This window comes from Collinsella sp. AF18-8LB, from assembly GCF_003459795.1.
GTDB lineage: Bacteria > Actinomycetota > Coriobacteriia > Coriobacteriales > Coriobacteriaceae > Collinsella.
Genome location: NZ_QRWU01000003.1, coordinates 1 through 19,780, shown reverse-complemented (window position 1 = coordinate 19,780; position 19,780 = coordinate 1). Strand labels below are relative to the sequence as shown.

The following is a 19,780-nucleotide window of genomic DNA, read 5'->3' as shown; positions in this document are numbered from 1 at the left end:
AACTGCCCATGTCCGAGCTGTGCTCCGTGCCGCGCGTCTCGGAGCGCTTTGCCCAGAGCAATGCGCTCGACGAGGATATCGCGCGACTCAAATATGTTTCGGGTAAACGTGAGGAGGCCCTTCGCCGTCTGGGAATTCGGACGGTGGGGGACCTCCTTCTCCATATCCCTCATCGATACCTCGACTTTACCCGCTCGTGGTCCATCGAGATGGCGCCCATCGGTATCGTGTGCACCATCATCGCCACGGTTGACCGTATCGTCCAAAAGCAGCCGCGTCCGCGCATGCAGGTGACCGAGGTCTCGCTCGTTGACGAGACGGGCGTGCTGCAGGTCGCCTTTTTCCGCCAGCCCTGGATTGCCCAGCAGCTTAAGCAGGGCGACCGCCTGGCCGTGATGGGCAAGGTCGAGTTTGCCTATGGTTTTAAGCAGATGGCCTCTCCGCATTTCGAAAAGCTCGAGGACGGGCGTGCCGCGGGCACGATCCTGCCGGTCCATTATGTGAGCGATGGGGTGAGCCAGGCATGGATGCGCCGCATTGTAAGCGGCGCGCTCGAGGTTGTCGGCAATCCCTTTGATCCCATTCCGGCACCGCTGCGCGCAAAGCGGAAGCTCATGAGCAATGCCCGTGCTTTGCACTCGATCCACTTTCCCTCGAGCATGGCTGAGCGCGATATCGCGCGCGCACGGCTTGCCTACGAGGAGTGCCTCTACCTGCAGCTGGCGCTGCGCCTGCGCAACGACGGCGGCCTGGTCGATGTGGTGCCCTATGCCCATACCGCGGGCGATCACCTGGCCGCGCTCAAGCAGGCCTTGCCGTTTTCGCTGAGCGACGAGCAGGAAGCCGCGTTCCAGGATATCCTGCGCGATATGTGCGATGGCGGGCGCGTGATGAACCGCCTGCTGCTGGGTGATGTCGGTACCGGTAAGACCGCCGCCGCCGCCTGCGCACTGGCTGTCGCGGCCGATTCGGGCACCCAGGCCTGCGTTATGGCGCCCACGGGCGTGCTGGCGCGCCAATATGCCGATAAGACTGGCCCTCTGCTCTCGCAGGCCGGCATGTCCTGGGCGCTTCTGACGGGTGCTACGCCGACCGCAGAGCGCGAGCGCATCCATGCACAGCTGGAATCGGGCGAGCTTGACGTGCTCTTTGGCACCCACGCGGTGCTTTCGGATGACGTTGCGTTCAAGCACCTGTCGCTCGTGGTCATCGATGAGCAGCACCGGTTTGGCGTCGGCCAACGCAACGCCCTGCGCGCGAAGGGCCCCGGTGCCGATCTGCTCGTAATGACGGCAACGCCCATCCCGCGTACGCTGGCGCTTTCGGTCTACGGCGATCTGGACACGAGCATCATCCGCCATCGGCCCGTCCCTGGCGCTGGCGTGACGACACGCGTGCTGACCGAGTCGAGCCGTGACCTCGCCTATGGCGCCATCCGTGAGGCGCACGAAAAGGGCCAGCAGGCTTACGTGATCTGCCCGCTCGTGGAGCCGAGTGACTCGGCCGATGAGCTGGAGGACGTGCCCGGTATCGCCCGCGACGACGAGGGCCGCTTGACGGTCCCCGTGCCGCTGCACGATACGGCAACCGAGCTCGACCGACTGCGTCTTGCGTTGCCTGGGCTTACCGTCGAGCGCCTTCACGGCCGCATGCCGGCGGGGGAGAAGGATCGGGTCATCGATGCCTTCAAGCGTGGCGAGATCGACGTGCTCGTCTCGACTACGGTGGTCGAGGTGGGCGTCGACGTGCCCAATGCCACCGTCATGGTCATCGAGAACGGCGAGCGCTTTGGTTTGGCTGCCCTGCACCAGCTGCGCGGTCGCGTGGGCCGTGGCAGCGTGTCGGGCACGTGCCTGGTCATGACGCACTCCAAGGGCAACGGCGGCGCGTCGGCAGCACAAGATCGCCTACAATCGCTCGAGAAGACCTCGGATGGCTTTACGCTCGCCCAGATGGACCTGCGTCTGCGCCACGAGGGCGAGATCCTGGGGTACCGCCAACATGGCGGTGTGACCCTGCGGTTTGTCGACCTGGATGCCGACGAGGAGCTGATTGAGTGGGCACATTTGGACGCGGTCGAGCTCTTGCGGTATGCTTGCACCCTTGACTCCGTGGCGACGCGCCCCCTGCGCGATGCGGTCGCCATGCGATATCGACACATTTTTAAGGAGGTCAGCGGAGGATGAGAATCATCGGCGGCGAATGGCGCGGTCGTAAGATCGAGGAGCCCCGTGGTCGCGATGTCACCCGCCCCACGACTGATCGCGTACGCGAGGCGTGCGCATCTATGGTCATGTCGGCATTCGACTTCGATTTGGACGAGGTCCGTGTGCTGGACGCCTTTGGCGGCTCCGGTGCCTTAGGGTTAGAGATGCTCTCTCGTGGGGCCCGCTCGCTCACGACGTTTGAGATCGATCGCAACGCCGCGCGGCTCATTACCAAGAATATCGAGTCGCTCTGCCGTGACCGTGCGCGTTGGCGCGTGGTCACGGGCGACATGCTGACGAGTGCCTCACGCGGTCGTGTACCGGGCGGCCCCTTTGATCTGGTCCTGCTCGACCCGCCCTATGCTTTTGGTGCCGAGCCGGTCGAGGAACTGCTGCAGAATCTGGCCCAGCAGGGTCTGCTTGCGTCTGGCGCTTACGCCCTGTTTGAGCATGCCGCCGCCGATGCGGGCGCGCATCCGGCAGGTTTTGAGACCGTGCGTGAGAAGCGTTATGGCATCACCTCGGTCGATCTGCTTCGTTGGGTCGGCGATGACGATGGTGAGGGTGATAACGCCGGCACCGATGCTGACAACAACGATGCCACGACGTTTCAGGAGGACGCCCATGAGTGACACCATTAACCGCGTCATCGTTCCGGGCACCTTCGACCCCATTACGTTTGGCCATATCGATGTAATCCGCCGCGCCCGCCGCATCTTTCCCAGCGTGATCGTCGCTGTTGCCGAGTCGCAGGGTAAAAACGGTGTGGGCACGACGTTTATGCTCGATGAGCGCGTGGCGCTGGCCCGCGAGGCCCTCGGTGATTTGGACGGCGTTGAGGTACTGCCCTTCACCGGCCTCTTGGTCGACTTTGCACGTGAGCAGGGGGCGGGGGCCGTGGTCAAGGGCCTGCGCGCCATGACCGACTTTGAGTACGAGCTGCAGCAGGCAGATCTCAACTATCGCTTGGATAACGAGCTGGAGTCCATCTTTGTCATGAGTGCGCCGCAGTACGGCTACATCTCGAGCTCGGTCGTTCGCCAGATCGCCTCACTCGGCAGCGATGTATCGACGTTTGTCCCGCCCAACGTGGTCGAAGCGCTCAGACTTCGCTTTTCGTGACGTTTCTTATTGCCTGGTGGCATGTGGTAAACTAGCACGATGATATGTTACCTATGAAAGGAGACCGGATGCCGGGCGAGAATTTTCCTGGCGATAGGATCGTCAGCTTGGTCGATGAGCTCGAAGGGCTGATCGAGGAAGCCAAGCCGCCTTTCGGCAAGAACGCTCAGTTCAAGGTCATCGACGCCGACGTGTTCTTCAACATCCTCGACGAGATCCGCATGAGCTATCCCGAGGAGTGGCAGAAGTCCCGCCGTATCCTTAAGGAGCGCGAGGAGCTTATGGCTTCCGCTGCCGCTCAGGCCGATTCCATCATCGCCGACGCTCAGCAGCAGGCCCTTACCATTGCCGGTGAGCAGGAGATCGTCCGCTTAGCGCAGCAGCAGGCCGACGACATCCGTGATCGTGCCCAGCAGTACGAGCGCGAGACGCGTTATGCTGCCGAGGACTACGCAGAGCAGGTCTTTACGCACCTGGAGGAGAACCTCAAGAGCCTGACCGGCACCGTTACTCGTTGCCGTCAGCAGCTTAACGAGGGTGCCGCCCAACAGAATGGTCAGTGGTAATGGCTGAGTTCCCGAGCGTTACCGTCGATCTATCTGAGCAGCTCGAGTTTCCTGGAGATTCGTATCCGCTGACCGGTAAGGTCGATGTCGCCACCTACACGGTGGGCGAGAAGGAGTACCAGCTACAGGACGGCATCGACTACGACGTTGTCTTTACCAACGCCGGTACCGGTGTCTTGCTCACGGGTATGGTCCGCGCGCACGCCACCGGCGAGTGCGACCGTTGCCTGGAGCCCGCTTCGTTTGATATCGCCGGCGAGATCGAGGAGTTCTACCTCTTTGAGGAGCCCGAGGACCCCGAGGCCTACGAGGACGGCTACGAGCTCCTGGGTGAGGACCGCATCGTCGATCTGGGTGAGCCCATCAATGACGCGGTCGTCATGGACACGCCGTTTGTGGTGCTCTGCAAGCCCGATTGCCACGGTCTGTGCTCCACTTGCGGTTGCAATCTCAACGTCGAGCAATGCGATTGCGCCGCCCAGGCGGAGGCCGAATGGGCCGCTGCCACGGAAAATCCATTTGCAGCATTGAAGAATCTCAAGCTTGACGAGTAAAACTGTGGTAGTATCGCTACTTGCGCGTAATCGCCACACTGGATAGTTCATAAGGAAGGTCACTATGCCCGTACCTAAACAAAAGCAGGGTCGTATCCGCACTCACACCCGTCGTTCCGCCAACATGAAGATCTCGGCTGCGGCTCAGTCCACGTGCCCCCGTTGCGGCGCTGTCAAGCTCCCGCACCACGTGTGCCCCAGCTGCGGTTTCTACAAGGACCGCGAGGTTATCGTTACCGAGTAACGGTATACTCTGGATGCGATGCCGTTCCAAATGGAACCACAATGGCCGGCTCAATGAGTCGGCCATTTTTGTATAAGGAGCATGTATATGAGTAACGTTCGCGTTTGTGTAGACGTTGTGGGCGGAGACGAGAAACCTCAGGTTGTTCTCAATGGTATCGAGGCTGCGCTTGCCGCCGATCCCGATATCGAGGTCTTGGCAGCTGGCCCCGCCGAAATCGTCAATCCCTTTGCAGCTTCCCATGCACGTGTTGAGGCCCTTGAGGCACCCGACGTTATCGCCATGGATGACGATCCCATTCGCGCCGTGATGACCAAACGCAAGTCTTCGATCGTGCTGTCTTGCCGCGCCATCAAGAAGGGCAATGCGGACGCGTTCTTCTCTGCCGGCTCGACCGGTGCCATGACCGCCGCCGCCACCGCCTATGTGACGCCGTTTAGGTATCAGGCCGAAGGCAAGAAGCAGCCGGTGCGCCCCTGTCTGACCAATGCGCTGCCCAATCGCGCCGGCGGTCTGACGGTGCTGTGCGATATGGGCGCCAACCCCGATGTCGAGGTCGATGACATGGTGCGTTTTGCTCAGATGGGTAGCGCCTATGCCCGCGTCGTCCTGGGCATTGAGCATCCCCGCGTGGGCCTGCTTGCTAACGGCACCGAGGACGAGAAGGGCTCCAACTTTACCAAGGCGTGCTTCCCGGCCATGAAAGCCGTCGTTCCCGGCTTTGTTGGTAACTGCGAGGGCACCGATCTTACGTCGGGCAATTTTGACGTCGTGGTCGCCGACGGCATGTCGGGCAACATCGCGCTCAAGGCCACTGAGGGCGCTACTAAGTTTTTGCTGCAGGAACTCAAGGGCGTCTTTATGTCTTCACTTGGCACCAAGATCGCCGCGCTGCTTATTAAAAAGCAGATGCGCGAGATCAAGGCTAAGCTCTCTGGCGACGCCAAGGGCGGCGCGATTCTTTTGGGCCTGCGCGGCGTGGTTCTGATCGGCCACGGCGCCACGTCGGTCGAAGCTGTCAAAAACGGTACGCTCGCGGCGGCCGAAGCTGTGCGCGCCGGGCTGGTCGAGAATGTCGCCAACTCTATGGACGGTATCGTTTTATAAGAGCGAGTTAGAGCGCTGTTATGCGCCTCGGGGCGTGCGTCGTGGGGTAGAATCAGAACCGTGTCTTGGTACCGCCCGGGCGGTACCATTCTTTTGGTATTCATGCACTATGAGAGGAAGCGCTATGGACCGCTCCGAAATCTTCGACAAGATCGCCGAGGTCGCTGCTGACGTTCTGGGCGTCGATGTTGCCGAAATTAGCGATGAGACCACCTTTGACGACCTCGATGCCAACTCGCTCGAGCGCCTGCAGCTGGTTACGGCTATCGAGGACGAGTTCAACCTCGAGATCGATGACGAGACTCTGCTTTCGCTCAACTCTGTCGCCGACGCCGTCGACGCGATCGAAAACGCCAGGGAGGCCTAGGTCTTGGCTTTGTCTGAACGACTTACGCGCGCCCAGGAAATCCTGGGGCATGAGTTCAATAATAAGGTGCTGCTGCGCGCGGCGCTTACGCATCCCTCGGCAGTCGAGGGCCAGCCGGTTTCTGCCAGCTATGAGCGCCTTGAGTTCTTGGGCGATTCCATTTTGGGCGCCGTGGTCGCACGCTCCCTGTTTGAGTCCTATCCGGAGTTTGACGAGGGCAAGCTCACGCGCCTGAAGGTGTCGCTTGTCTCGGGCGCCACGCTGTCCGAGGTATCGCACGAGCTGGGTATCGACGACATCATCATCTTTGGTGCCTCCGAGACCGGTACGGGCGCACGCGGCCTGCATTCGGCGCTCGAGAACGTCTATGAGTCGCTCGTGGGCGCGCTGTACCTGGATGCCGGCTGGGATGCCGCAGCGGAGTTCATTCATCGCACGCTTAAGCCGCACTTGGCTTCCGAGCGTGCCGAGCACCCTGCGAACCCCAAGTCGTTTTTGCAGGAGTGCGTGCAGGCCGACGGCCACGAGCCTCCGGCGTATAAGCTGGTTGGTTCCGAGGGTCCGGCGCATGCGCCCACCTTTACCGCCGTGGTGTTGATCGATGGTATTCGCCAAGGTCGCGGCTCCGGCTCCTCAAAGAAGGAAGCCGAGGGGGCCGCTGCACTCGAGGCACTTGACCGCATGGGCTACACCACTAACGGCGTGATTCTCAACAAGAAGCCTGTGTAAGCGAGGAACCGTGTATCTCAAGTCCCTCACGCTCAAAGGGTTCAAGTCGTTTGCCGACCGCGCCCATATGACGTTTGAGCCGGGCCTGACCGTCATCGTCGGTCCCAACGGCTCGGGAAAATCGAACATCTCCGACTCCATCCTGTGGGTTCTGGGCGAGCAGAGCGCCAAGCAGCTGCGCGGCCAGGCCATGGAGGATGTCATCTTCTCGGGCTCGTCGGCTCGCAAGCCGGTGGGTGTCGCCGAGGTCACGCTGGTGCTCGATAACTCGGACCATGTGCTACCCGTCGATTTTGACGAGGTCGCCATCACCCGTCGCATGTATCGCTCGGGCGAGAGCGAGTACCTCATCAACTCGAGTCCGTGCCGCCTGATGGACATTCAGGACATCCTGCACGATTCGGGCCTGGGTAAGGATACGCATTCCATCATCAGCCAGGGCAAGCTCGATGCCATTTTGCAGAGCCGCCCCGAGGAGCGCCGTGTCCTCATCGAGGAGGCCGCCGGCATCTCCAAGCACAAGCGCCGCAAGGAGCGTGCGCTCAAAAAAATTAAGTCGATGGACGAGCACCTGACGCGTGCCCGCGACATCAATAAGGAAATCGCCCGTCAGCTGCGACCGCTGGAGCGTCAGGTCGATCGCGCGCGCAAGTACAAAGAGCTGTCCTCGCGCGCGAATGAGCTTACGCAGATGCTAGCCGTCGACGAGCTGCGTTCGCTGCAGTCGCAGTGGAACGACTTGGAGAGCCGCTCCAAGGAAGGTGCCGCCGAGCTGGAGCTTGCGCAGTACCGCATGGGCGAAAAGGAGCGCGAGCTCGAGAAGCTCCAGGTTATGCTCGAGGAAAAGGGCCTGTTTGTGGGCGATCTGGGCGAGCAGCGCCGCCATATGCAAGACGTGGTCGGTCGCATTAACTCCGATATGCGCCTGCTCGAGGAAAAGGGCCACAACATGGTGTCGCGCCTGTCCGACATGCGCGGCCAGATTTCGAGCTCCGAGCATCAGCGTCGTCGCGTGGTCGAGGAGCTCGAGGACGCGCGTGCGCAGCTTGAGGAAGTGACTGGTGCGCACATGCAGGCCCAGGAGGACGTTGACGCCGCTGGTCCTGCCGCCGCCGAGCTCCACGAGCGCCGCGTGGCGCTCGACAATCAGCTTTCGCAGCTTATGCGTGAGCAACGCGATGTGCAGCGCGTGGCCGATAACGCCGCGCTCGAGCTCGCTAAGGTGAAGGATTCCTTGAGCAATGCCGAGGTCGAGGACAACATGTACGCCTCGCGCCTGGAGCAGATCGATGAACAGCTCGAGGAGGTCACGGCTTCGCTCGAGAGCCGTCGCGACCGCGCCGAGGAGCTTGAGTGCGCTCTTGACGAAGCGCGCCAGGCTCAGGTCGATGCGCGTGAAGCCACCGAGACGGCACGCGCGGTCCTGAAGGGCCTGCGTGCCCGCGAGAGCGAGGCGCGCAACAAGTTATCCGAGGTGCGCTCGGAGCTTGCCAGTCAAAAGAAACTCGATGCCCGCATGGCCGACAGCTCGCCGCTCGTGAGCCGCCTGGTGGGTGCGCTGGGCGACGATGTCTCGGGTCGTCTGGGCGACGTGCTCGAGGCCCCGCGTGAGCTTGAGGGCCTGGTTGAGCAATTGCTCGCCGGCGATATCGATGCGCTGCTGTTCGACGATACGTCCGCGCTTGAGCGTGCCGGTCGTGCGGCCCTGGACCAGAAGAAGGCCTCGGGCGAGGCGCTGCTGGTAGCGCGCGGCGTGAGCGGCACTGCTGCCGCCGAGGGCGCTGCCGGTTCGCGTCTGGTTGATCGCCTTTCCGTGCGTGCCGGTTATGGTCCGATTGTCGAGGCGCTGCTCGGCGGCTATTACGTAGTGGACGATCTTTCTGCCGCGCTGTCGGCGCCGGTCGTTGACGGTGTGACCTATGTGACCCCCGATGGTGCCCGCGTTGCCTGCGGCGGCTTGGTGCGTGTGGGGCTCGATGCCGGTGAGGCATCGGGTGCCTTGGAGCGCAAGCGCCGCATTCGTGAGCTCGATGGCTTGGAGCCCGATCTGGCTGCCGTGTTTGAGCATGTGTCGGATCAGGTCGTCGAGGCCAATGCGGCCGTTGAGGAAGCGCGTGCCGCTGAGGGCGATGCCGCCGGCGAGATTGCCCGTCTTGAGGGCGAGCGTCGCTCGCTGCTCTCCGAGATCGGCCGCTTGGAGCAAAGCGCCAACAACGCAGAGGTCGAGCGCATGCGCATTTCCAAGCGCCGTGAGCAGGCTTCCGAAGCCGTTCGCGCTGCGCGTCCGCGCGTGGACGAGCTCGCTCGTTCGCGTGACGAGGCTCGTGCGCAGGCGAGCGACCTGGGCTTGCAGATTGCCCAGGCCAACGATGAACTTGACCGCGTTCGTCGTGACGATTCCGAGGCTGCTGGCAAGCTCGCCGACGCCAAGGTTCGCCTAGCTCGGACGAGCGAGCGCCTGCGTTCGCTGAAGGGCCGCGTGCCCGACCTGGAGCATCGTCTTGAGGGCATCGACCGTCGTATCCGCGGAACACGCCAGGCTTCGCGCTCGCTCGAGCTGCTGCGCCTGCGCGTCGACCCCATGCACGAACGATATTCTGCCCTGTTGGAACGCGCGTCGGATTGGGCAGCGCGCCTGCGTGACCAGGCCTCTCTGGAAGAGGCGGACTCCGCTTCGCTCAAGAAGACCATCGAGGATGCCAAGGCAGAGGTTGCCCGCGCTAAGGAGCGGGTCGATACCGCCACCGCCACGCAAAACGAGTTTAAGGTCGCGCGTGGCAAGCTCGAGGTGCAGGTAGAGGCCGCCATTAAGGCCATTACCGCCGATGGCACCACGGTACTCGAGGAAGCGCTCATGCTTCCCGCGCCCACGGACCGCGATGCCGCCGAGCGCGAGCTCAACCAGCTTGTGCGCCAGATCAACAACCTGGGCCCTGTGAACCAAGTTGCCATGGAGGAGTACGAGCAGCTCAAGCGCCGCGCCGACTACATCGAGGAGCAGCTGGCCGATCTGGAGAGCGCGCGCAAGGCGCTCACCAAGATCACGGTGGCCATTGATCGCAAGATGCGCAAGGCGTTCCTGGTGACCTTTGAGAAGGTCGACGCGAACTTCCGCGAGATCTTCGCCATGCTCTTCCCGGGCGGTCAGGCTCATCTGGAGATGACCGATCCCGAGCATCCGGCCGAGACGGGCATTGAGGTCGTGGCGCAGCCGCGCGGCAAGCGCATCACCAAGATGATGCTCATGTCGGGCGGCGAGAAGAGTCTGACGGCGCTCGCCCTGCTCTTTGCCGTGTACCGCACGCGCACGGTGCCGTTCTATGTGCTGGACGAGGTCGAGGCGGCGCTTGATGACGCCAACCTGTCCAAGCTCATCGGCGCCCTCGATGTGCTGCGTTCCGATACGCAGCTCTTGGTCATTTCGCATCAGCGCCGTACTATGGAGGACGCTGACGTTCTCTATGGCGTCTCGATGCAAGCCGACGGCGTCAGCCGCGTCGTCTCGCAAAAACTCGATCGCGAAACCGGAAAGGTCGTGAATGCATAATGGGATTCTTTGACGCACTCTCGCGCGGACTTGAGCGCAGCCGTGAGGCCCTCAACGAGGTCTTCTACTTTGGCGGCGAGGTCGACGAGGATTTTTGGGAGGACCTTGAGGACACCCTCGTTATGGGTGACATGGGTGCTGAGGTCGCCATTCAGGTCTCCGATGACCTGCGCGATGCCGCGGCAAAGAAGAACCTCAAGACCGCTCCGCAGCTTCGTCGTGCCCTGGCCGAGCAGCTCGAGGGCCATTTTGTGCCTGTTGAGCGCGATCCGTTTTCCGATACTCCAAGCTGCGTGCTGTTTGTGGGCATTAACGGTGCCGGCAAGACCACGACGGTCGGTAAGATCGCGAGCGCCATGGCCGCCCGCGGCAAGAACGTCGTGATCGGTTCGGCCGATACCTTCCGCGCCGCCGCCATCGAGCAGCTCGATGTGTGGGGCCAGCGCGCCGGCGTCCCCGTCATCAAGCGCGACCGCGGCTCCGATCCGGCGAGCGTGTGCTATGACGTGCTCGACGAGGCCGATAAGCGCGGCAGCGACCTGGTGCTGATCGACACCGCCGGTCGTCTGCACACAAGCCCCGAGCTCATGCGAGAGCTTGCCAAGGTGGTCAACGTGACGCGTAAGCGCGCCGCCAATATGGCCGCCGGCCCCATGCCCGTCTCGGTTGTCCTCGTGATTGATGCCGCCACCGGTCAGAACGGTCTGAACCAGGCGCTCGAGTTTAACGAGGCGCTGGGTCTGGACGGTATTATCATGACGAAGCTCGACGGCACGGCAAAGGGCGGTATCGCCATGGCCGTGGCTGAGAAGCTCAAGCTCCCGATCCTGCGCATCGGCGTGGGTGAGCAGGTCGATGACCTGCAGGAGTTCAATGCCAAAGATTTCTGCCGCGCCCTGGTGGGCGAGTCCAATTAAGGAGTGACTAGTGTTTGATTCCCTGAGCGATCGCCTCAACGACACATTTGACCGCCTGCGCGGCAAAGGCAAGCTGACCGAGGCCGATATCACCTCGGCCATGCGCGACATCCGTATGGCGCTGCTCGAGGCCGACGTCAACTTTAAGGTCGTCAAGGAGTTCGTCGCCAAGACCAAGGAGCGCTGCATGACCGCAGAGGTCATGGAGTCGCTGTCGCCGGCGCAAAACGTCGTCAAGATCGTGCTCGACGAGCTCACCGAGATGCTCGGCTCCACCGAGAGCAAGCTCGTCTTTAGCAACCGTATCCCCAACGTCATCATGCTTGTGGGTCTGCAGGGCTCCGGTAAGACCACGGCGGCCGTAAAGCTGGCCTACCTGCTCAAGAAGCAGGGCCGCTCGCCGCTGCTCGCCGCGTGCGACGTCTACCGCCCTGCCGCTGCCGACCAGTTGGCAACGCTTGGCGGCGAGATTGGCGTGCCGGTCTTCCGCGGTGACGGTGCGCATCCGGTCGACATTGCCACGGGCGCCATCCAGGAGGCCGTCGACCACCTGCGCGACGTGGTCATCGTCGATACCGCCGGTCGCCTGCAGATCGATGAGCAGATGATGAAGGAGGCCGTGGACATCAAGAAAGCCGTCAAGCCCGATCAGGTGCTGATGGTCGTCGATGCCATGACCGGCCAGGATATCGTCAACGTGGTCTCGACCTTTGCCGAGCGCACCGACTTTGACGGTGTGATCATCTCCAAGCTCGACGGCGATGCCCGTGGCGGCGGCGCGCTTTCCGTGCGCCAGGTGACCGGTAAGCCCATCAAGTTCGTGAGCATGGGCGAGAAACCCGATTCGCTGGAGCCGTTCTATCCCGATCGTATGGCCAAGCGTATTTTGGGCATGGGCGATGTTGTCGGCATCATCGAGAAGGCCCAGGAGGCAGCCGACGCCGAGCAGCTCGAGGCTGCCGAGCGTATGCTGCGCGAGGGCTTCACCATGAACGATATGCTCGACCAGATGAAGGCCGTTAAGAAGATGGGCGGCATGAAGGGCATTCTGGGCATGCTTCCCGGTGGCCAGCGCGCGCTCAGCCAGATGGGCGGCAACCTGGACGAGGGCATCTTCGATAAGAACGAGGCCATCATCATGTCGATGACCAAGGAGGAGCGCCTGCGTCCCTCCATCATCAACGGTCAGCGCCGTGCCCGCATTGCCAAGGGAGCTGGCGTAACCCCAACCGAGGTCAACAGCCTTATGAAGCAGTGGGGCGAGATGAACAAGATGATGGGCCGCATGCGCACGATGGCCAATCAGGCACAGGCCGGCGGCAAGAAGGGCAAAAAGGGTAAGAAGGGCAAAAAGATGCGCATGCCCAATATTCCCGGCCTGGATGCCATGGGCCTGGGCGGCATGGGCGGCCTGGGAACGGGTGGCCCCAAGTCCGATATGGATCTGCTGCGCCAGATGGAAGCGCAGATGCGTAAGAAAAAGTAGCGACTGGCTGAGTCGTGTATGGCGAAGGCCGCCCGGATGGTATTCCAGGCGGCCTTCGTCGTTGGTGCGTTATTTGTTGTGTGAGCAGGCACGTGATGGCATCGATTGCCTGCCGCTAGTGGCAGCCGCAGCCCTCATGGCCCTCGTGCTCGTGATGGCCGTGGCAGCCACAGGACTCGCCATGCTCATGGGAATGCTCGTGGTCATGGCCGTGGCAGCCGCACGTGGCCTCGCCGTTCTGTGCGAGCGTGCCAGCGATAAGGGCTTCGACGCACGCATCGCAGCTGCCCTGGGCTCCCGCATAGACGGTGATGCCGGCTTGAGCAAGCGCGTTGATAGCGCCACCGCCGATGCCGCCGCAGATGAGCGTGTCGACGCCGCCGTTGGCGAGCAGACCCGCCAGCGCGCCATGACCGGTGCCACCGGTGCCCACGACCTGCTCGTCGATCACCTCGCCGTCCTGGATGTCGTAGATCTTGAACTGCTCGCTGCGGCCAAAGTGCATAAAGATGTTGCCGTTGTCGTACGTCGTTGCCACCCTCATAGTGTCAACCTCCTTTGCTGGCCATGCGGCCGTCGTCGTGGTAATGGGGGAGTACGCGATGTTGCCACCTTCGATACTCAGCGCGCGCCCGTTGACCAGCGCGTTTGCCACCTTGCGATGCGCGCGGCTGCCGATGGCCGCCACGGTGGCACGAGCGATGCCCATGTGCTGGGCGACAGCCTCCTGATTGAGGCCTTCCAGGTCGCACAGCCGCAGCACCTCGAGCTCGTCGACCGTCATGTCGATGGCGTCTCCGCTGGCAAGGCCATCGGGGGTAAAACCGCGATATTCGGGAATAATCCCAACACGGCGCAATTTTTTGCGTCTTCCTGCCATATACACTCCAAATCTGACATATGTCAAAAATAGGATAGCGCACCTGCGGACCAGCGCAAGGCATTTTTGGCATATGTCAGAAAAAGGCAAAGCCGTTGCGACTGAGAGTGAGCTGCCGTGCATTGCGTGTGCCGGCCCAAGTGTCCCATCCGATGCTGTGCGCCTGGGCTACAATAAAAATTGCTTATAGGCGACTGACAGGAGGGTCAATGAGCAAAGCTGATCAACAGTTTGTAGCCATGTGCCGCGATATCTTGGACCATGGCACCACCACCGAGGGCCAAAAGGTCCGTCCGGTGTGGGAGGACGGCACCCCTGCCTATACCATTAAAAACTTTGGCGTTACGGCGCGCTACGACCTGCGCGAGGAGTTCCCCGCGCTCACGCTGCGCCGCACGGCGCTTAAGTCTGCCATGGACGAGATCCTGTGGATCTATCAAAAGAAGTCCAATAACGTCCATGACCTCCACAGCCATATTTGGGACGAGTGGGCTGACGAGACCGGCTCCATCGGTAAGGCCTACGGATACCAGATTGGCCAGAAGAGCCATTATGCCGAGGGCGACTTTGACCAGATGGACCGCGTGCTGTACGACCTTAAGCATACGCCGTATAGCCGTCGCATCATGACGAACACCTATGTGTTCAGCGACCTGTCCGAGATGCACCTGTATCCGTGCGCCTACAGCGTGACATATAACGTGACGCAGCGCCCGCAGGATGACAAACCGACGCTCAACATGATTCTCAACCAGCGCAGCCAGGACATTTTGGCCGCGAACAACTGGAACGTGTGCCAGTACGCCATTCTGCTCATGATGGTTGCGCAGTCCGTCGATATGATTCCCGGCGAGCTGCTGCACGTGATTGCCGATGCTCACATTTACGACCGTCATGTCGATATTGTCCGCGAGCTTATCGAGCGTCCGCAGTTTGCGGCGCCTAAGGTAACGCTGAGCCCCGACGTGCATGATTTCTATGCGTTTACGACCGATGATCTGATCGTCGAGGGCTATGAGCACGGTCCGCAGGTCAAGAACATTCCTATTGCGGTGTAGGTGGCGCTTATGACGTGTAAGCTTTCTGTCATCGTCGCCGTGTGTGACGACTGGGGCATTGGCTGCGAGGGCGACATGGTAGTGTCCAATCGCGCCGACATGCGCCATTTTGTTGCGTGCACCAAAGGCTGTCCGGTCATCATGGGACGCAAGACGCTGCTGAGTTTTCCCGGGGGGCGTCCGCTCAAGAACCGCCGCAATATCGTGCTCACGCGCGACGTGGACTTTGCTCCCGAGGACGTCGATGTGGTGCATAGTATTGATGAGGCGCTCGCTGCGGTTGCCGATGAGCCCGTTGCGTGGGTGATTGGTGGCGGCGATGTCTATCGGCAGTTTTTGCCGTATTGCGTCGAGGCCGAGGTCACGCACAACCATTGCGTGCATGTCGTGGATACGTACTTTCCCGATTTGGGAACCGATCCTGCGTGGGAGATTGCGCAGCGTAGCGGGGTCGCAACGATTGCCGCCGGTGAGGGTGACGAGGGCGTCGATTATGAGTTCGTGACGTATCGTCGCATCGAGGCGTAAAACCGATTATCCCTTCGGTATTATCGGGATGAAATGAATGACGGGGCGGCGCATGGCGTTGCCCCGATATTTGTATAGGTGCTGCAAAGAAAGGTGCGGGCTGGCTACTATGACTGATGCCGTTGAGGTGCTGCGAATCGATTCGCTCGAGGACGAGCGGCTCGATGCCTACGTGCGACTGACGGAGCGTGAGCTACGTTGCGTGCTGGAGCCGCAAAAGGGCATCTTTATCGCAGAGAGCGCCAAGGTCATCGAGCGTGCGGTACGCGCCGGCTACGAGCCGGTGAGCTTTCTGTTGGGCGAGCGCTGGCTCGATCAGATGATGCCGCTGTTTGGGCGTCTGGCCGTTCGCGACGGTGAGGGCCCGGTTCCCGTGTTTGTTGCCTCGATGGAGCTCATGGAGCAGCTGACGGGCTTTAATGTGACGCGCGGCGCGCTGGCGGCTTTTCGTCGCCCGCGGCAGATTCCGGTCGATGAGTTTCTCGGCGGCGTCGCTGAGGCGGCAGGGGAGCGTCCGGTGCGCGTGTGCGTGCTTGAGGGCATTGTCGACCATACCAATGTGGGCGCGATTTTCCGCTCGGCTGCCGCATTGAATGTTGACGGTATTTTGGTCAGCCCTACGTGCTGCGATCCGCTGTATCGTCGTTCCGCCCGTGTGAGCATGGGCACGGTGTTTCAGGTGCCGTGGACTCGTATTGGCAGCGAGGCGCGCGTATGGCCGCATGATGGCCTGGCGGCGCTGCACAATGCCGGGTTTTCCTGTGCCGCCATGGCGCTGACGGACGACTCCGTTTCGCTGGACGACCCTGCGCTGCGCGAGATTGACCGTCTGGCGATCTTTATGGGCACCGAGGGTGCTGGCTTGGGCGCCAAGACCATTGCCGGCTGCGACCGAGCCGTGCGCATTCCGATGGCGCACGGGGTCGATTCGCTCAACGTTGCTGCGGCGAGCGCCGTCGCCTTTTGGCAGCTGTGCCCGCACGTGAGCAACGAGTATCACTACCAGCCGGGTTTGTATCACTAGGCAGATATTCCGCACCGCGCTCTGATTCGGGGCGTTTCGGTAGCCGCCAGTCGGTGCTAAGCTGGTTTTGACTTTGGTTTTAAATTGCTAATTTGTTGTTTGACGTATACGAGTGGGGAGGGCGTGTGGCTAAGAAATCTACGGCTATCGATGTAACGCAAGGTGTCATTTGGCAGCAATTGCTGTCGCTGTGCGTTCCCATCTTTTTTAGTTCGTTTTTCCAGCAGGCTTACACGCTTATCGGCACCTATATCGTCGGTCAGTTTGGCGGCAAGCTTGCGCTGGGCGGCATTCAAGCCACGATGGTGCTCACGGAGCTCTGCATTGGTTTTTGCGTTGGCGTTGGCGCCGGTTGCGCCGTTATCACGGGGCAGTTTTTTGGCCAGCACGATGACGAGCGCTTGAGCCGTTCGATCCATACAGCCATGACGCTTGCGCTCGTGGGCGGTATCGTCGTTTCCATTCTTGGCATAGTGCTTATCGAGCCCATGCTCGTTTTGATGAATACGCCGCACGAGCTTCTCGCCGAGGGCGTAGCCTATGCTCGCTGCTATTTTGCCGCCATGTTTGCGGCGCTGCTGCTCAATATGGGTACCGCGCTGCTGCGTGCCGTGGGCGATACGCGTGGCCCTGCCGTGATTATTGCTTCCGGCTGCCTCGTGAACGTGGTGCTCGATATCATTTTTGTTGCCGTGCTGCATTTGGAGGCCTTGGGTTGCGGTATCGCGGTGGCACTGACCATTTGCTCTAATGCCACGATGATTGTGATTCGCATGATGCGTGCTCCGGGCGCATGGCGTTTGTCGATATCCAAGCTCGGCATCGATCGCGGTATTTGCAAGAGCATGCTTTCGTGCGGTTTGCCGCTGGGTTTTCAATCGGCGGCGTATTCGATTTCCAACGTTCTGATTCAGGTATCGGTCAACTCGTTTGGTGCCGATGTTACGACGGCGTGGGGTCTTTCGGGCCGTCTCGACGGCATCATCTGGATGGTGACCGAGGCGCTCGGCGTATCCATCACCACGTTCTCGGCGCAGAACTTTGGCGCGCGCAATTACGAGCGCATGCGCAAGGGCTACCACACGTCGCTCGTGCTGTCGTTTTTGCTCATCGGCGGTCTGTCCGGTGTACTGTTGGTGTTCTCGGGTCCCCTGTCGCGCCTGTTTGTCGATGATGCTTCGATTTCGGGTTACACCACGACCATCATCCATTTCATTGCACCGTTCTACGCGATCTTCTCGATTATCGAGAACGCGTCGGGCTCCATCCGCGGCGCCGGCGTGAGCTTCCAGCCCATGGTTCTCACCATCTTCGGTACCGTCGTCCTAAGGGTAATCTGGGTGTTTGCGATTATGCCCTTTGATCCGTCGCTCGAGCACCTGCTGCTGGTCTATCCCGTAACCTGGCTCATCACGGCTACGATGTTCACCATCTACCACCACAGCGGCAATTGGCTAGGCCGCGCCACCGCCTAGTCGGCACTTGGGGACGTTCCTTTTCTGCCGGCACATAGGGACGCTCCTTTTCTGCCGGCACTTTGGGACACTCCTTGTGAAGCAATTTCGCCTTTTTCGGAGACTCTGTTTGCCGTGCCCTTGTAAACTGTCAAAACGGGCTCAGCAAATTAGATCGTCCGCGCCTATCAGATGTTGCCCGGTGGGTTTTTGATGGGAGGGCGATATGCCAAGAACTGGTCGAGTCGTTTCGTTAACGGGCTATAACCACATTATCGCGCGTGGAAATGGCGGCATTTGCATCTTCGAAGACGATGAAGATCGCTATCGGATGCTTACACTGTTCGAGGGTAAACTTGTCGGTAATGGCGTTGGCGTTACCGCATGGTGTCTCATGTCGAATCATTTTCATCTTATGGTCGACGATCCTCATGGAAATATATCTTCGTGCATGAGTGGCGTTCTTACGTCGTATGCGATGTATTTCAATCGCAAAACAGACCGAGTTGGGCACTTGTTCCAAGATAGATTTACTAATATTCCGGTCGAGAATGGCGTGCAAGCAATTTCGCTTGCTGACTATATTCATATGAACCCGGTCAAGGCGGGCATTTCCGCCGTTGATACATATCGTTGGTCCAGTTACCGAGCATACGCTTACGGCTATGATGGATTTGGATTTTGTGACCCCGGGATTGTTTTGGATCTCGTGGGTGGATCTCTTGAGTATCGGCACTATCCTGCCGATCGAATTGACCAAGCGCCCTACGATGCTGAGCCTCGACCGCGCATTCTGGATGATGAGGCTCTTGAGGTCGCCAAAAGCGTTGCCGCCCCTATATCACTTCCCGAGCTTGTTTCCTTGAAGCCATCTGAGCGAAAGCCCATTCTCTGCAAAATGAGAAGAGCGGGTCTCACGATTAATCAAATAGTGAGGGTCGTTGGCATCGGTCGTACGTCAGTTGTTTCTGGTACGGCAGGTTGGAAGAAGATTTAGGTTACTGGATTGGTGACGGCGCAGGAGCGTCTCCAACTGCCGGCAGAGACGATATGAGCAGGACATAAAACATTGGGAGCCCCCGGCATGAAAGTCCGCGGATCAGGCCGACAATGGTGAGTGTCTAATCCAGCCGTGGCGGCCGCGCCGCATTCATGGAAGGGGCTCCCATGCTCGATACTACCACCTTCGTCGGCCTCGACGTCCACGCCCGCTCGATAAAGGCCGTCTCCCTCGACGTCATGACCGGGGAGGTGCGCTGCGCGACCTTCGGCTACGACGCCGGGGCCGTCGCGGAGTGGGTCCGCTCCGTGGACCCCGGGGCCAGGTGCGTGTACGAGTCCGGGGTCACGGGCTTCGACCTGCAGAAGAGGCTCTCCGGCCTGGGGGTCGACTGCGTGGTCGGCGCCGTCTCGAAGATGATCAAGCCCAGCGCGGACAGGCGCAGGAAGAACGACCGCAACGACGCCGAGTTCCTCGCCCGCATGCTGTCGGTCGGCAACGTGGTCGAGGTGTGGGTCCCCGACGACGAGTGCGAGGCCGCCCGCGACCTGACCAGGGCGCTCGAGGACGCGAGGGACGACCTCTCGCGCTCGAAGCAGCGGCTCTCCAAGTTCCTGCTCAGGCACGGGCTCGTCTTCGACGAGAGGACGCCCACCGGCCGCAGGAAGGGCAACTGGACCCGGGCGCACTGGTCCTGGATCGAGTCGATTAGGTTCGCGGAGGGGGCCGACGAGGAGGTGCTCGCCTACTACGTCGACGCGGTCAGGCGGGCGGCGGAGGAGAAGGCGAGGCTCGAGGGGCTCGTCGAGGCCGAGGCCCGCAAGCCCAGGTGGCGGAAGAGGGTCGACTCCCTGCGCTGCCTCAAGGGCGTCGACACCGCTTCCGCCGCCGACCTCGTGTTCGAGGCCGGCGAGTTCTCCAGGTTCAGGAACGCCCGCTCGTTCGCCGCGTGGGTCGGCCTGACGCCCTCCGAGCACTCCAGCGGGGAGA

At 61.1% G+C, this 19,780-nt stretch carries 19 protein-coding genes; 18 read left to right on the top strand and 1 reads right to left on the bottom strand.

Annotated features, from left to right (window positions below):
- Window positions 1–8: 8 nt before the first annotated feature.
- The 12 genes from DWX25_RS04780 (at window position 9) to ffh (ending at window position 12,846) form a co-directional block, all read left to right on the top strand.
- Window positions 9–2,186, top strand: coding sequence for an ATP-dependent DNA helicase RecG (locus tag DWX25_RS04780; protein WP_117799346.1), 2,178 nt, complete (start codon window positions 9–11; stop codon window positions 2,184–2,186).
- Window positions 2,183–2,839, top strand: coding sequence for a 16S rRNA (guanine(966)-N(2))-methyltransferase RsmD (gene rsmD, locus DWX25_RS04775; RefSeq protein WP_117799347.1), 657 nt, complete (start codon window positions 2,183–2,185; stop codon window positions 2,837–2,839). Before DWX25_RS04780 ends, rsmD begins: the two co-directional genes overlap by 4 nt.
- The gene (gene coaD, locus DWX25_RS04770) at window positions 2,832–3,329 is read left to right on the top strand and encodes a pantetheine-phosphate adenylyltransferase (protein WP_117735040.1); all 498 of its coding nucleotides are present in this window, start codon (window positions 2,832–2,834) and stop codon (window positions 3,327–3,329) included. Before rsmD ends, coaD begins: the two co-directional genes overlap by 8 nt.
- A gap of 68 nt (window positions 3,330–3,397) precedes the next feature.
- A complete protein-coding gene (locus DWX25_RS04765; RefSeq protein WP_040358176.1) occupies window positions 3,398–3,895 on the top strand; it encodes an ATPase in 498 nt (165 codons plus the stop codon).
- Window positions 3,895–4,449, top strand: a complete 555-nt coding sequence (locus tag DWX25_RS04760; RefSeq protein WP_117735041.1) for a DUF177 domain-containing protein — start codon at window positions 3,895–3,897, stop codon at window positions 4,447–4,449. The genes DWX25_RS04765 and DWX25_RS04760 overlap by 1 nt, the downstream gene beginning before the upstream one ends.
- 64 nt (window positions 4,450–4,513) lie before the next feature.
- Window positions 4,514–4,693 (top strand): 50S ribosomal protein L32, encoded by a 180-nt coding sequence (rpmF, locus tag DWX25_RS04755; protein WP_022094017.1) that lies wholly within the window; start codon window positions 4,514–4,516, stop codon window positions 4,691–4,693.
- Between the two features lie 87 nt (window positions 4,694–4,780).
- On the top strand, window positions 4,781–5,800 hold the full coding sequence (gene plsX / locus DWX25_RS04750; RefSeq protein WP_117799349.1) for a phosphate acyltransferase PlsX: 1,020 nt from the start codon (window positions 4,781–4,783) through the stop codon (window positions 5,798–5,800).
- Window positions 5,801–5,924: 124 nt separating this feature from the next.
- The gene (locus DWX25_RS04745; protein ID WP_055309519.1) at window positions 5,925–6,167 is read left to right on the top strand and encodes an acyl carrier protein; all 243 of its coding nucleotides are present in this window, start codon (window positions 5,925–5,927) and stop codon (window positions 6,165–6,167) included.
- 3 nt (window positions 6,168–6,170) lie between these two features.
- On the top strand, window positions 6,171–6,896 hold the full coding sequence (gene rnc, locus DWX25_RS04740; protein WP_117637759.1) for a ribonuclease III: 726 nt from the start codon (window positions 6,171–6,173) through the stop codon (window positions 6,894–6,896).
- A gap of 10 nt (window positions 6,897–6,906) precedes the next feature.
- Window positions 6,907–10,443: a chromosome segregation protein SMC gene (smc, locus tag DWX25_RS04735; protein WP_117799351.1), complete on the top strand. Its 3,537-nt coding sequence runs from the start codon at window positions 6,907–6,909 to the stop codon at window positions 10,441–10,443.
- On the top strand, window positions 10,443–11,360 hold the full coding sequence (gene ftsY / locus DWX25_RS04730) for a signal recognition particle-docking protein FtsY (protein ID WP_117564147.1): 918 nt from the start codon (window positions 10,443–10,445) through the stop codon (window positions 11,358–11,360). Before smc ends, ftsY begins: the two co-directional genes overlap by 1 nt.
- 10 nt (window positions 11,361–11,370) lie before the next feature.
- Complete coding sequence (ffh, locus tag DWX25_RS04725; protein WP_117799353.1) at window positions 11,371–12,846, top strand: signal recognition particle protein; 1,476 nt, start codon at window positions 11,371–11,373, stop codon at window positions 12,844–12,846.
- Between the two features lie 115 nt (window positions 12,847–12,961).
- On the opposite strand, the gene DWX25_RS04720 is transcribed toward ffh, so the two are convergent.
- Entirely contained in the window at window positions 12,962–13,726 is a 765-nt protein-coding gene (locus tag DWX25_RS04720) for a NifB/NifX family molybdenum-iron cluster-binding protein (protein ID WP_117735046.1), read from the bottom strand.
- A gap of 209 nt (window positions 13,727–13,935) precedes the next feature.
- On the opposite strand from DWX25_RS04720, the gene thyA reads away from it, so the two are divergent.
- The 6 genes from thyA to DWX25_RS04690 all read left to right on the top strand — a co-directional run.
- Window positions 13,936–14,784, top strand: a complete 849-nt coding sequence (gene thyA, locus DWX25_RS04715) for a thymidylate synthase (protein ID WP_117794256.1) — start codon at window positions 13,936–13,938, stop codon at window positions 14,782–14,784.
- Window positions 14,785–14,793: 9 nt separating this feature from the next.
- Window positions 14,794–15,312, top strand: coding sequence for a dihydrofolate reductase (locus tag DWX25_RS04710; protein WP_117794257.1), 519 nt, complete (start codon window positions 14,794–14,796; stop codon window positions 15,310–15,312).
- Window positions 15,313–15,421: 109 nt separating this feature from the next.
- Entirely contained in the window at window positions 15,422–16,336 is a 915-nt protein-coding gene (locus DWX25_RS04705; RefSeq protein WP_117794258.1) for an RNA methyltransferase, read from the top strand.
- A 125-nt stretch (window positions 16,337–16,461) separates the two neighbouring features.
- On the top strand, window positions 16,462–17,811 hold the full coding sequence (locus DWX25_RS04700) for an MATE family efflux transporter (protein WP_117799355.1): 1,350 nt from the start codon (window positions 16,462–16,464) through the stop codon (window positions 17,809–17,811).
- Between the two features lie 205 nt (window positions 17,812–18,016).
- Entirely contained in the window at window positions 18,017–18,787 is a 771-nt protein-coding gene (locus DWX25_RS04695; RefSeq protein WP_117799357.1) for a transposase, read from the top strand.
- Window positions 18,788–18,957: 170 nt separating this feature from the next.
- On the top strand, window positions 18,958–19,780 hold an 823-nt coding region (locus DWX25_RS04690; protein ID WP_233514237.1), incomplete at its 3' end, for an IS110 family transposase.